Consider the following 12000-nt stretch of genomic DNA (forward strand, 5'->3'; position numbering starts at 1 on the left):
CCGGCGACAGCGCCGAACCAGAAAAGCCCCGCACCAGCCGGTCGCGGGGCTTTTTCTATTTCGCGCAAGGCGTGACTCAGCCGGCGGCTTCCTCGGCCCGCACCCGGGCGCGGATGAACTGGCTGTGCGGCACGTAGAGCAGATCGGCGATCTGACGGATGATCGATTCCTCGAGGTGGTGTTTGCCGGCATCGGCGTAGGCGACCCGCCAGAGGGTCTCGATCACCTGGCCCTTCTGATCCGGAGAAAGTTGCTCGTTGAGCACGCGCACGAACGGAAACAGCCCGGTGGAATCGTCCACCTCGGCCGCGGCATGGCGCACCAAAGCCTCCGCCGCGTCCGGCGCCATGGCGAAATCGTCGATCAGGGTGTGACGAATCACGTCGAGTTCGTCCTCGGCGACGTCGAAGTCCGCCCGCGCCACCTCCATCAACAGGATGGCCACGGCCGCGTCGAGTCGGGTCTCCCGAGTGGTCTCGGTGGCGGGCTGGTCGGGGAAGAACAGCGATTGCAGTGTCTTGAGCATCCGGGGCCTCGATCATTGGCGGGAAACTGGATTCGCGTGCGACCAGCGTAGTCGCTTGCCGTTCCGCTCGCCGCGCTCGGGTAGACTGCGTCCCCAATGAAACGCCTGCTCCCCAAACGAACCACCCAGACACGCGTCAGCCGACTCGACCACCCACTGGGCGAGGTCCGGGTGCAGCGGAAATCGATTCGACACCTCTACCTGCGGCTCGACCCGGCCGACGGTTCGCTGCGGGTCAACGCCCCCCGCCGGGTCAGCGACCGCGCGGTGCGGGCCTTTGTCACCAGCCGGGCCGGCTGGATCGAGGAACAGCGCCGCAAGCTGGCCAGTCGACCGCCCGTCATCACCGAGGGCCAACTCCCGGATCGACTCCACCTGTTCGGCGAGGAACACGCGCTTGTCTGGCAAGACGACTCGACACCGCGGGGGCGCGTTCGGCGGGAGCCCGGCACCATCCATGTCCGCAGCGCCGGGGTCGAGCAGGCCCACGTGTTGCTGCGCGAGCACTGCCGCCGGGAATTCAAGGGCGTACTCGACCACCGCGTCCCCGTCTGGGCCGACCACATGGCGCTGCCCCGGCCCGAGACCCGCATCCGGCGCATGCGATCGCGCTGGGGCACCTGCAACATCCAGGCGCGGCGTATCTGGCTCAACCTCGAGCTGGTGCGCCTGCCGGTCGAGGCGATCGACCTGGTGATCGTCCACGAACTGGCGCACCTGATCGAGCGCGGCCACAACGCCCGATTCTACGGCGTGATGGATGACGCCTACCCGGACTGGCGCCGCTGGGAGTCGACCCTGACCGAGTACGGCATCATCGGCCTGTAGGCCGGTGGCGTGCGCTAGACTCTCGATCCCGACAACGATCAGACGACAGGCGAGCGAAACGATGTGTGGCATTTGCGGATGGCTGGAAACCGGCGGACGTGACGGCAACCTGACCGCGGTACGGCGGATGATGAGCCGACTGGAACGGCGGGGGCCGGACCACGAGGGCAGCTTCTCCGACGGGCCGCTGGCCTTCGGTCACCGGCGCCTGTCGATCCTGGATCTGTCCTTCCACGGCCACCAGCCGATGATCGATCGCGAGCGTGGGTTGGCGATCGTCTTCAACGGCACCATCTACAACCACCCGCAGCTGCGCGAGGAACTGCAGTCGCTCGGGCACCGCTTCGCCTCCACCGGCGACACCGAGGTGATCCTTGCCGCCTTCCGCGAGTGGGGCCCGGACGGCGTCTCGCGCCTCGACGGCATGTTCGCCTTCGCGATCTGGGACATGCGCGACGAATCGCTGTTCTTGTTCCGCGACCGTCAGGGCATCAAGCCGCTCTACCACACCGTCGGTGACGGCCCGCTGCGCTTTGCCTCGAGCATCCCGGCCCTGCTGGCCGCGGGCAACGTCGACACCGATTTCGATCCCACCGCCCTGCACCACCAGTTCACCCTGCACGCGGTCGTCCCGGCGCCGCGCACCATCTTCCGCGGCGTGAACAAGCTGCCCCCCGGGCACTGGATGCGCGTCGATCGCAACGGCAACCGGACGCTGAACCGCTACTGGGCCATCGATACCGCCGAGGACCACGACGTCCCGGCCGACGAGTGGCCCGATCTCATCCACGAGCGCCTGCTGGATGCGGTGCGAAAGCGTCTTGCCATCAGTGACGTACCGGTCGGCGTGCTGCTCTCCGGCGGGCTGGATTCCTCGCTGATCGTCGCGCTGGCCCACGAGGCGGGCGTCACCCCGAAGACCTTCACCATCGGCTTCGAGGACCAGCCGGAAGAGAAAGGCAGCGAGTTCGAGTACGCCGACCCGGTCGCCGAGCGCTACCAGACCGAACACTTCCGCTTCCACGTGCCCAACGAGCAGGTGCTCACCCGCCTGCCCGAGGCGGTGCGCGAGATGAACGAACCGATGTTCGGTCAGGACGCGGTCGCCTTCTACCTGCTCTCCGAACAGGTCGCCCGCGAGGTCAAGGTGGTGCTCTCGGGGCAAGGCGCCGACGAGGTCTTCGGCGGCTACTTCTGGTACCCGAAGATGGCGGAAACGGAAGGCTCGGACCTCGAGCGCTTCGCGCCCTTCTACTTCGACCGCAGCCACGAGGAACTGATGGCGATGGTCACCGAGCGCTTCCGCGGCCCCGACGTGACCAGCGAACTGGTCAAGCAGGGACTGGCGGGAGCCGGACGCGGCTCGTTCGCCAACCGCGTGCTGGGTTTCGATGCCAGCACGCTGATCGTCGACGACCCGGTCAAGCGGGTCGACAACATGACCATGGCCTGGGGGCTGGAGGCGCGCGTGCCCTTCCTCGACACGGGCCTGGTCGAGGCGGCCATGCGCGTGCCGGCGGAACACAAGCTCGCCCAGGGCGGCAAGGGCATCCTCAAGAGCATCGCCCGCGGACGCATTCCGGATGCCGTCATCGATCGCCCCAAGGGCTACTTCCCGGTGCCGGCACTGAAGTTCGTGCGCGGCCCGTTCCTCGAGTTCATGCGCGAGATCCTCACCTCGGACACCGCACGCGCCCGCGGCCTGTTCGAGCCAGCCTACGTCGAGAAGCTGCTCGCCGAACCCGACCGCCATTTCACCCGCCTGCAGGGGGCGAAGATCTGGCACCTGGCGGTCTTCGAACTCTGGCTGCAGGAACAGGGGATCTAGGGAAACTCTGCACGCCCCCCTGGAACCTTCACGGCGATCGATTGCCTCACTATCCAGCTTTATGGGCAATCAAATCACGGCGGTACAGACCGCCGCTGGATTGCGCTAGAGTCAATATCAGGAAACGCTGAACTGAATCAGCCCCACTGACTCAATGGACCGAGCCCCATGCCTGACGACGCCGTGACCGAGCCCGAGCCGATCGACCTGCCCGACTGGGACACGGGACCGCGCGGCTGGCCCATGGCGGCCGCCTCGCTGCGGGCCACCGTCGACGACCCCACCGCTCGACGGGCCACCCGGCTGGCCGATCTGCAGAGCCAGGTCCGCTGCCTGATCCAGCGCGCCCGGCACGAGAAGCTCCGCGTCCTGCTGGGGGTGCTCAATCGCATCGATCAGGAAATCGACCGCGAACACGCGCAGGGCTCGGCGGACCTGTCCCGCCTCAACCGCCTGATTCGCTACTTCGATCGCCTGGTCCAGCACCTGCAGAAAACCCAGGACGACACCCCCGAGGCCATCGCCCTCTACACGGGCAGCACCGAGCTGCCGGAGTTGCTGGAAGACTCGCTGCGACGCAGCGGCTTCGGCGCCCACCCGATCCACCTGGAGAACCCGGATCCGGCGTTGCTCGAGCACACCGGGCTGCTGATCTACCTCGCACGGGACACGGCCGATCACGAGCGCGAATTCACCCAGCTGGCCGAGCTGAAAAAGCGCATGTCCGCCTGCGCCCAGTCGCTGATGATCAGTCAGCGCGACGACTTCGCCATTCGTGCGGCCGCCGTGCGTGCCGGCATCGACCACGTGATCACCTACCCGATCGACTCCGCGCGTCTCAATACCCTGCTCACCGGCGCGCGCGCCTACGAGTGCGACGACGAGCAGATCACCGTGCTGCTGGTCGACGACATGGCCACCGCGGGCATGTACTGGCGCAAGCAGTTCGCGCGTGCCAACGTGCGGCTCCTGTTCGAGACCCGCCCCCAGGCCGCCTTCGACACCGCCATTGCCGAGCAACCCGACGTGATCCTGCTCGATCTCTACATGCCGGAGATGGACGGCGTGGACCTCGCCCGCATCTTCCGCGAGCACCCGCAGCTCTCGGACGTGCCGATCCTGTTCATGTCCACCGAGGAGCGCGACCAGCACCGGCTCGAGGCCAAGCTCAAGGGCGGGGACGATTTCCTCAACAAGTCCATCGCCGGCGACGACCTGATCCGCATGGTGCGCTACCGGGCGCAACGCTATCGCCAGGCGCGTGCCGAACGGCGCACCGACTCCCTCACCGGGCTGTTGAACCACCGCGCGATCACCTCGCTGGTCGACAGCGAGCTCGACCGCGCCATTCGCCAGGAGCAACCGCTGTCGGTGGTCATGATCGACATCGACAAGTTCAAGCACATCAACGACACCCACGGCCACCCCAGCGGCGACCGCGTGATCCGTCGACTTTCCACCCTGCTCAACACCCGCCTGCGCAAGTACGACGGCGTGGGACGCTACGGCGGCGAGGAATTCATGGTGGTCCTGCCGGCCACCGAGATCGATGCCGCCGTGGAACTGATCGACCGGCTGCGCGAGCAATTCGCCGAGATCGCCGTCACGACCGAGGCCGGCGACACCATCCACTGCCAGTTCAGCGCCGGGGTGGCGGGTTATCCGGAACACATCACCCCGCAGGAGATCATCAGCGCAGCCGACGGGGCCCTCTACAGCGCCAAGCAGGCCGGTCGCAACCAGGTCAAGGCGCGCCACTACGAGGACTAGCCCGGTTCCGTAACGCGCCGGTCTCCCGCAAGCCTTGCCAAATCGGTACGAATTTGGTCCCATATAAACCATCTGGGGCGCTCGCCGGTCGCGAGGCCCACGCCAACACCGAATACAACGGGAGACCATCACCATGGATGCTCTTGAGCGCATCGACCAATTCGTCAAAGAAAACCCGATCCTGATCTTCATGAAGGGCACCCCGCAATTCCCGACCTGCGGCTTTTCCAGCCGCACCGCCGAGGCCATGAAGGCCTGCGGCGTACCGTTCGGCTACGTCAACGTCATGGCCGACCCGGAAATCATGCAGGCCCTGCCCAGCTACCAGGACTGGCCGACCTTCCCGCAGGTCTACGTCAACGGCGAACTGATCGGCGGCGCCGACATCACCATCGAGATGTACGAGCGCGGCGAATTGAAGCCGCTGTTCGAGGAAGCGGTCGCCAAGGCCGAGCAGGCAAAGGCGGGCGAGGACCAGGGCGAGTAATCACTCACGCTCCTCGAGCCATGCAAGGGCGCGAGACCGGCCAACCGGCTCGCGCCCTTCGTGTTTGTCGCTGTCCACCACCTCACCCATCGAACGAAAAGTCACGGGCACCTCGAAAAACCGTGATGAGCCGCCCGAGTGCAAGGAGCCGCGGAACGAGCGACGAGACATATCATCGAGATAGACGAGGAGCGAGTGAGCACGCGACGCCGCAATCGGGTGGCGCAATAGGTTTTTCGAGGTGCTCCGCGACAAAACCGCTCGTTACCGCTATACTCCGCCTCCTGAATTTCCGCCGAGCCACGAGCCCGCCTTCAAAATGCCTGTTCTACCAGGTGTTTGCGTTGTCAGGGCCCCGCGCCCGTCGCCTGTCCCCGCGGCACCCCGCCGCCTGTTGTTGAGAAATCCATGTCCGATTCCCCTGCTGCCGAGCAACCCTCGGTCCGCTTTGCCGATCTCGATTTGAACCCTGCCATCCAGCAGGCCATCGAAGACGTCGGCTACGAAACCCCCTCCCCGATCCAGGCACAGAGCATCCCGCCGCTGCTGGCCGGCCGTGACCTGATCGGGATGGCCCAGACCGGCACCGGCAAGACCGCGGCGTTCGCGCTGCCGCTGCTGAGCCGCATCGATACCTCGATCCGCGCCCCACAGATGCTGGTGCTGGCCCCGACTCGCGAGCTGGCCATCCAGGTCGCCGAGGCGATGGCGAACTACGCCCGCCACCTGCCCGACTTCCACATCGCGCCGATCTACGGCGGACAGGCCATGTTCCAGCAGCGCAAGCTGCTCGACCGTGGCGTACACGTGGTCGTGGGCACCCCGGGCCGCATCCAGGATCACCTGCGTCGCGGCACGCTGCGTTTCGACCAGATCCGCATGGTCGTCCTTGACGAGGCCGACGAGATGCTGCGCATGGGCTTTATCGACGACGTCGACGCGATCCTCGGCGAGGTGCCGCCGGAGCGCCAGGTGGCGCTGTTCTCGGCCACCATGCCCGAGCCGATCCGTCGCATCGCCCAGCGCCACCTGCGTGATCCGCTGGAAATCAAGATCAAGGCGACCACCAGCACCGTCTCGGCGATCCGCCAGCGCTTCTGGCCGGTCTCGGGCATGCACAAGCCCGACGCGCTGACCCGCATCCTCGAGGTCGAGGACTTCGATGCCGGCATCATCTTCGTGCGCACCCGTCAGGCCACCAACGAGTTGGCCGAGCGCCTGGCCGCCCGTGGCTACAGCGCCGCCGCACTCTCCGGCGAGATGGGCCAGGCCGAGCGCGAGAAGACCATCGAAAAGCTCAAGAACGGGCAGATCGACCTGGTCGTGGCCACCGACGTGGCCGCCCGTGGTCTCGACGTGCCGCGCATCAGCCACGTGATCAACTACGACATCCCCTACGACACCGAGGCCTACGTCCACCGCATCGGCCGGACCGGCCGCGCCGGGCGCTCGGGCGAGGCGATCCTGTTCGTCACCCCGCGCGAGAAGCGCATGCTCAAGGCGATCGAGCGCGCCACGCGCCAGCCGATCGAGCAGATGCGTCTGCCGAGCGCGACCGACATCGCCAGCAAGCGCAGCGCGCAGCTCAAGGACCAGATCACCGCGGTGCGTGAAGCCGAGGACCTGACCCCGTTCGTCGAGATGCTCAACGACTACCAGAACGAGCACGACATCGAGATGGCCGAGGTCGCCGCCGCGCTGGCCTTCCTGCTGCAGAAGGACCGTCCGGTACTCGCCGAGCAGATCAAGGAGATGGCCCCGCCGCCGGCCATGCAGGATCGTGGCGACCGCGGCCCGCGCGACGATTCGGACAAGATCCGCTACCGCATCAACGTCGGTCGCGAGCACGGCGTCACGCCGGGCAACATCGTCGGCGCGTTGACCAACGAGGGTGGCATCAACGGCAAGCAGATCGGCGCGATCGAGATCGAGCCGGATCACAGCTTCGTCGACCTGCCGGCCGGCATGCCCGACCGCCTGGTCCAGCAGATGAGCAACATTCACCTGTTCGGCATCAAGCTCGGCCTGCAGGCGATCGGCCCGGCACCTGCCGGCCGACCGCGTCGTCGCCCGCGCCCGGGTGGCCCGGGTGGCCACCCCGGCAAGGGGCGCCCGCCGCGTCGCAATTTCGACCGTCGATAAACCATTCGACCATCGATAAAAAAATGGCCGCCCCGAGGGCGGCCATTTTGCGTCTGGGTCGTCACGATTCATCCGGAAGATCCGTAGGAGCGGCTTTAGCCGCGAAACCAGAGTGGACATCACCGGAGCATGTCGCGCCTGAAGGCGATCCTACGGACGCGGAAAGCTCACGCCTCAACCGAAAAAACAGGCGTTCGGATCCTCGTCGATTTCCTGGAGCAGCACGTCCAGCCGCGTCGACTCCGGAAACGGGGTGTACCGCTGCCATCGCAAATCGGCCCGCTTCCAGTAGAGCTTCCAGACGTCACGCGATTTCACGTAGACCAGACGGGCGAACTCCTCCTCGATCCGATGCCCGCGCATCGACCGGCGCCGCTCGAACAACTCGACGGCCTGGTTGTCCAGCCGATAGCCAATATCGATCTGCGGGCGAATGTCCGCCGGCGGACGACGCGCCTCGACGAAGTCGCCGACCTGCTTCTCGATGCGGCGTTGGTCCAGTTCACTCAGGGCCATAGGCGCCTCGAAAAAGCGTCGTGAGCCGCCCGAATGCAAGGAGCCGCACAACGAGCGACGAGACATATCAAAAAGATAGGCAGGTGCAGGCCATCCATGGCCTGCCTGCTACGCACGCGCTCAGCGCGCCCCGATTTGCTCCATGCAAATCGGTAGGAGCGAGTGACGGAATGGCCGGGATGCCATGCCGGACGCAAGCTAAGCTTGCGCTCGCGAGGCGCATGGACGCGCCGAGTCTGCACGCGACGCCGCAGTCGGGTGGCGCAACAGGGTTTTCGAGGCGCCTGCATGTCAGTTCTTTTCGTGCCGCCAATGCGGATCGCCCAGGTCGAGTTCCACCTCGCTGACGTGCTGGCCGCGAAAGTCCACGTGCCCGCGGTAGCGGTCGAACCCGCTGCGGGAGAAATCGAAACCGAAACGACGGGTGATCAGCGGCCAGCCGCGATCGTCCCGACCCAGCCCCACGCGACGCAGGCTCACGCTCTGGTCGAGCAATTGCACGTCGGCCTTGTCGGTCGCCTGCCGAGCCAGCGACAACGCCCGGCGGCGAAAGCGATCGTGCTGCACCCAGAGGCCAACGGCCGCCAGCACCAGGATCAAAATGAATACGTCACCCAGGGTCCACATCAGGTCTGTCGTCCTTTCTCGATTCGTCACGCCGAAAACGCGTGCTCGCGGCTCGCGAGCGGCGCTGGCACGCCGCCCGACGGCTTGCCTTTGTACCACAGTTGCGCTACCTTTCGCTGCCCTGCCGGGGTGGCGGAATTGGTAGACGCAGCGGATTCAAAATCCGCCGGTAGAGATACCGTGTCGGTTCGAGTCCGACCCTCGGCACCAGAACCGATCCGACGATTTGGGCGACATCCACGGGTGTCGCCTTTTTCGTTTCCGGCACGCCTCCATTACCCCCTTGTTTGCTTTCTTTCGCGCGCTCGCCGCCGGCTCGTGCTTGAATAGGGATGAGTGCCAATTCGGCGGCAAGGGAGAACTCACATGATGCGACTGTCCTTTCACGGAGCGAACCGGGGCGTCACCGGCTCCTGTCATTTACTCGAACTCGACGGGCTCAAGGTGCTGGTCGATTGCGGACTCTTCCAGGGCGGCCGGGAGATCGACGAGGAGAACGCCGCGGAGTTTGGCTTCGACCCACGCGAGATCGACCTCCTGCTCCTGACCCATGCGCACCTCGACCACTGCGGGCGCATCCCGTTGCTGGTCAAGCGCGGCTTCACCGGCGAGATCATCGCCACGCCGGCCACGCGCGAGCTCGCCCGCGTCATCCTGCTCGATGCCGCCCACCTGCAGGAGGAAGAGGCCGAGCGTAACGCGCGCAAGGCCAAGCGACGCGGTAAGAGGGCCGATGCGCCCCTGTACGGTGAGCTCGATGCGCTCAACGCGATGGACCTGTTCGGTCGCCGGGCACGCTACGAACAGCCACTGGAGCTATCCCCCGGCGTGACCGCCACCTTCTATGACGCCGGGCATATCCTCGGTTCGGCCAGCATCCGCCTGACCTACCGCGACGGCGACCAGGAAAAGGCGATCATCTTTTCCGGCGACATCGGCAGCAGCGACCGACCGATGCTGCGCGATCCCCACGTGCCGCCGCGGGCGGAAACCGTGGTCATGGAGACCACCTACGGCGACCGCGACCACAAGCCACTGGCCCCGTCGATCGAGGAGTTCTACGCGGCAATCAACGAGGCCATGGCCCGTGGCGGCAATGTCATCATCCCCACCTTCGCGCTCGAACGCGCCCAGGAACTGCTCTACCACCTGCGGGAAGGCGTCGAGTCCGGCGCCCTGCCGAGAACCCTGCAGGTGTTCCTCGACTCGCCGATGGCCATTTCCGCCACCGAGATCTTCCGGCATCACCCGGACTGCTACGACGAGGAGGCACAGGCGCTGTTCGAGAAGGACATCGATCCGTTCTGGCTACCCGGGGTCCATTTCACCCGCGAGACGGCCGACTCGATGGCACTCAACCGGCTATCCGGCGGCGCGGTAATCATGGCCGGCTCCGGCATGTGCACCGGCGGGCGCGTGCGCCACCACCTGCGTCACAACCTCTGGAAACGCGAGGCGAGCGTGATCTTCGTCGGCTTCGCGGCACCCGGCACCCTCGCCCGCCGCATCATCGACAGCAGCAAGCAGGAAGACAAGAAGCCCCAGGTACGCCTGTTCGGCGACGACATCCCGGTCAACGCCCACATCTACACCATCAACGGCTTCTCCGCGCACGCCGACCGAGACGAGCTACTCGCCTGGCACGGCGCGATCAAGCCCGAGCGCACCATCTTGGTCCACGGCGAAGAAAAGGCAATGGAATCCTTTGCCGAGGCGCTGCACGGCACGAAGGTGCTGATGCCGGAACAGGGGGAGTTCATCGACCTCTGACCCACCTACCGACGCGTGACCGCTTACTGCTCCTCGTAAGCACTTCGCGCCTGACGGCGCTCCTACCCGCTCGTCCACCGTAGGAGCGCCTTCAGGCGCGAGACCAAGAGATACCCCGAGCTCGAATCAGACAAACCGCGACCGCAACTCCCCGATTGCCTCACAACTCACCACCACCTCGTCACCAGCCTTGAGGTAAACGGGCGGCTCGTGCCCCGCGCCGACGCCTGAAGGCGTGCCGGTGGCAATGATGTCGCCAGGCATCAGGGTCACGTACCGGGAAATGGTCGCGATGATCTCCGGCACCGAGAAGATCATCTGGCTAATCGACGCATCCTGTCGCAACTCGCCGTTCACCCGCGTCTGTAGGCGCCAGTCACGGACATTCCCGGCCGACTCTTCCGTCACGACCACCGGCCCCATGGGCGCATACCCATCGATGCTCTTGCCCAGGAACCACTGCACGTGGCGCCCTTGGAGGTCACGCGAGGAGACATCATTGATCAGGGTGTAGCCGAACACGTGATCTCTGGCGTCTCGCTCGTCGATATAGCGACCGCCCTTGCCGATGATCACCGCCAGTTCGCCCTCATAATCGGTGGTTTCCGTTGGGTCGGCCGAAATATCGACCAGGCCATCGGGACGATTGATGGTGGTAGTCGCCTTGGAGAAGACAATCGGATGGCTCGGGATCGACCCGTAACCCAGAGCCTTTACCTCGTTGACATGATCGGCGTAGTTCTTCCCTACACAGAGAATGTCGCGCGGCGGGTTGGCGATCGGTGCCTCGATACGCACGTCCGTCAACGCGCGCCGCGGGGCTCGCTCGATCATCTCGGGCAACCGATCCCGCCAGCCATCCCATTCCTGGACCAACCCCAGCATCGAATCGGGAAATGCGCCGTCAACAGTCGACAACTCAACAATCGACGCGCTATCGAGCCACGCACCCACCCGGGTGGATCCATCCAACGAATACGTCAGTAACTTCATCGCCCCTCCTCGCATGGCCTAGGTCTTCACCAACAACCGTAGCGGAATGCGCCGACCAATGCGCCCCAGCCGGCGCGCGGCAAGGACGAAGTGGATAGCAGAAGCGCAGCCAAGCGGGTCACGATAATGACGTGCCGCCCTACGTTCAGCTTGTATTACACACGCCCACATCCGCGAAGCGCCAACCGAATAACCCGAACCAAAGCAGGGAATTACGATCGACACCGATGATGCTGATCAACAGTGGCATTCGTGGAGCGCAGTCGAATACCAACGCTCACGACCCACCTCGGGATCCTGAAAACAACACCTCCAGTGCCTTGGCGGCTCACGTTTGAAGATCAAAAATCGTCTGCTTATGGCCGATCGATAGCGACGACAAATCGAGGACAACGCCCGTTTTTCAGCGGGTTAGGCTCACCGAGCCCGCCCCAGCCATTAGCGCGCCCTAATATTAGAACCCCGCCTCATAAGAATCGGTAGGAAAATTTAATCAACACTTAATGTTTTTGA

10 protein-coding genes and 1 tRNA gene are annotated in these 12000 nt (G+C 65.2%); 7 read left to right on the forward strand and 4 right to left on the reverse strand.

The window, feature by feature from the left end; translation table 11 throughout:
- Nucleotides 1-76 precede the first annotated feature (76 nt).
- On the reverse strand, nt 77-526 hold the full coding sequence (locus LV475_RS06755) for a tellurite resistance TerB family protein (RefSeq protein ID WP_250105995.1): 450 nt from the start codon (nt 524-526) through the stop codon (nt 77-79).
- A gap of 96 nt (nt 527-622) precedes the next feature.
- On the opposite strand from LV475_RS06755, the gene LV475_RS06760 reads away from it, so the two are divergent.
- The 5 genes from LV475_RS06760 (at nt 623) to LV475_RS06780 (ending at nt 7581) form a co-directional block, all read left to right on the forward strand.
- The gene (locus tag LV475_RS06760; RefSeq protein WP_250105996.1) at nt 623-1354 is read left to right on the forward strand and encodes a M48 family metallopeptidase; all 732 of its coding nucleotides are present in this window, start codon (nt 623-625) and stop codon (nt 1352-1354) included.
- 61 nt (nt 1355-1415) lie between these two features.
- A complete protein-coding gene (locus LV475_RS06765; RefSeq protein ID WP_250105997.1) occupies nt 1416-3182 on the forward strand; it encodes an N-acetylglutaminylglutamine amidotransferase in 1767 nt (588 codons plus the stop codon).
- Between the two features lie 168 nt (nt 3183-3350).
- Nucleotides 3351-4952 carry a GGDEF domain-containing response regulator gene (locus tag LV475_RS06770; RefSeq protein ID WP_250105998.1) on the forward strand — a complete coding sequence of 534 codons (1602 nt, stop codon included), beginning with the start codon at nt 3351-3353 and terminating at the stop codon, nt 4950-4952.
- 133 nt (nt 4953-5085) lie between these two features.
- Nucleotides 5086-5439, forward strand: a complete 354-nt coding sequence (gene grxD, locus LV475_RS06775) for a Grx4 family monothiol glutaredoxin (RefSeq protein WP_156573680.1) — start codon at nt 5086-5088, stop codon at nt 5437-5439.
- A 408-nt stretch (nt 5440-5847) separates the two neighbouring features.
- Entirely contained in the window at nt 5848-7581 is a 1734-nt protein-coding gene (locus LV475_RS06780; protein ID WP_250105999.1) for a DEAD/DEAH box helicase, read from the forward strand.
- A gap of 174 nt (nt 7582-7755) precedes the next feature.
- Here the strand turns inward: LV475_RS06780 and LV475_RS06785 are convergent, their stop codons facing one another.
- Nucleotides 7756-8097, reverse strand: coding sequence for a DUF3024 domain-containing protein (locus LV475_RS06785; RefSeq protein ID WP_250106000.1), 342 nt, complete (start codon nt 8095-8097; stop codon nt 7756-7758).
- A gap of 291 nt (nt 8098-8388) precedes the next feature.
- The gene (locus LV475_RS06790; protein WP_136867024.1) at nt 8389-8724 is read right to left on the reverse strand and encodes a DUF3301 domain-containing protein; all 336 of its coding nucleotides are present in this window, start codon (nt 8722-8724) and stop codon (nt 8389-8391) included.
- Nucleotides 8725-8847: 123 nt separating this feature from the next.
- Here LV475_RS06790 and LV475_RS06795 point away from each other — a divergent pair.
- A tRNA-Leu gene (locus LV475_RS06795) sits at nt 8848-8934 on the forward strand.
- Nucleotides 8935-9090: 156 nt separating this feature from the next.
- The gene (locus tag LV475_RS06800) at nt 9091-10494 is read left to right on the forward strand and encodes an MBL fold metallo-hydrolase RNA specificity domain-containing protein (protein ID WP_250106001.1); all 1404 of its coding nucleotides are present in this window, start codon (nt 9091-9093) and stop codon (nt 10492-10494) included.
- 126 nt (nt 10495-10620) lie between these two features.
- Here the strand turns inward: LV475_RS06800 and LV475_RS06805 are convergent, their stop codons facing one another.
- The gene (locus LV475_RS06805) at nt 10621-11487 is read right to left on the reverse strand and encodes a fumarylacetoacetate hydrolase family protein (RefSeq protein ID WP_250106002.1); all 867 of its coding nucleotides are present in this window, start codon (nt 11485-11487) and stop codon (nt 10621-10623) included.
- Between the last annotated feature and the right edge of the window lie 513 nt (nt 11488-12000).

This window comes from Guyparkeria hydrothermalis (assembly GCF_023555375.1).
Taxonomy (GTDB): domain Bacteria; phylum Pseudomonadota; class Gammaproteobacteria; order Halothiobacillales; family Halothiobacillaceae; genus Guyparkeria; species Guyparkeria hydrothermalis.

Coding starts and splice junctions, on each gene's coding strand:
- LV475_RS06755 (WP_250105995.1), bottom strand. CDS start 526: ATGCTCAAGACACTGCAATCGCTGTTCTTCCCCGACCAGCCCGCCACC.
- LV475_RS06760 (WP_250105996.1), top strand. CDS start 623: ATGAAACGCCTGCTCCCCAAACGAACCACCCAGACACGCGTCAGCCGA.
- LV475_RS06765 (WP_250105997.1), top strand. CDS start 1,416: ATGTGTGGCATTTGCGGATGGCTGGAAACCGGCGGACGTGACGGCAAC.
- LV475_RS06770 (WP_250105998.1), top strand. CDS start 3,351: ATGCCTGACGACGCCGTGACCGAGCCCGAGCCGATCGACCTGCCCGAC.
- grxD (WP_156573680.1), top strand. CDS start 5,086: ATGGATGCTCTTGAGCGCATCGACCAATTCGTCAAAGAAAACCCGATC.
- LV475_RS06780 (WP_250105999.1), top strand. CDS start 5,848: ATGTCCGATTCCCCTGCTGCCGAGCAACCCTCGGTCCGCTTTGCCGAT.
- LV475_RS06785 (WP_250106000.1), bottom strand. CDS start 8,097: ATGGCCCTGAGTGAACTGGACCAACGCCGCATCGAGAAGCAGGTCGGC.
- LV475_RS06790 (WP_136867024.1), bottom strand. CDS start 8,724: ATGTGGACCCTGGGTGACGTATTCATTTTGATCCTGGTGCTGGCGGCC.
- LV475_RS06800 (WP_250106001.1), top strand. CDS start 9,091: ATGATGCGACTGTCCTTTCACGGAGCGAACCGGGGCGTCACCGGCTCC.
- LV475_RS06805 (WP_250106002.1), bottom strand. CDS start 11,487: ATGAAGTTACTGACGTATTCGTTGGATGGATCCACCCGGGTGGGTGCG.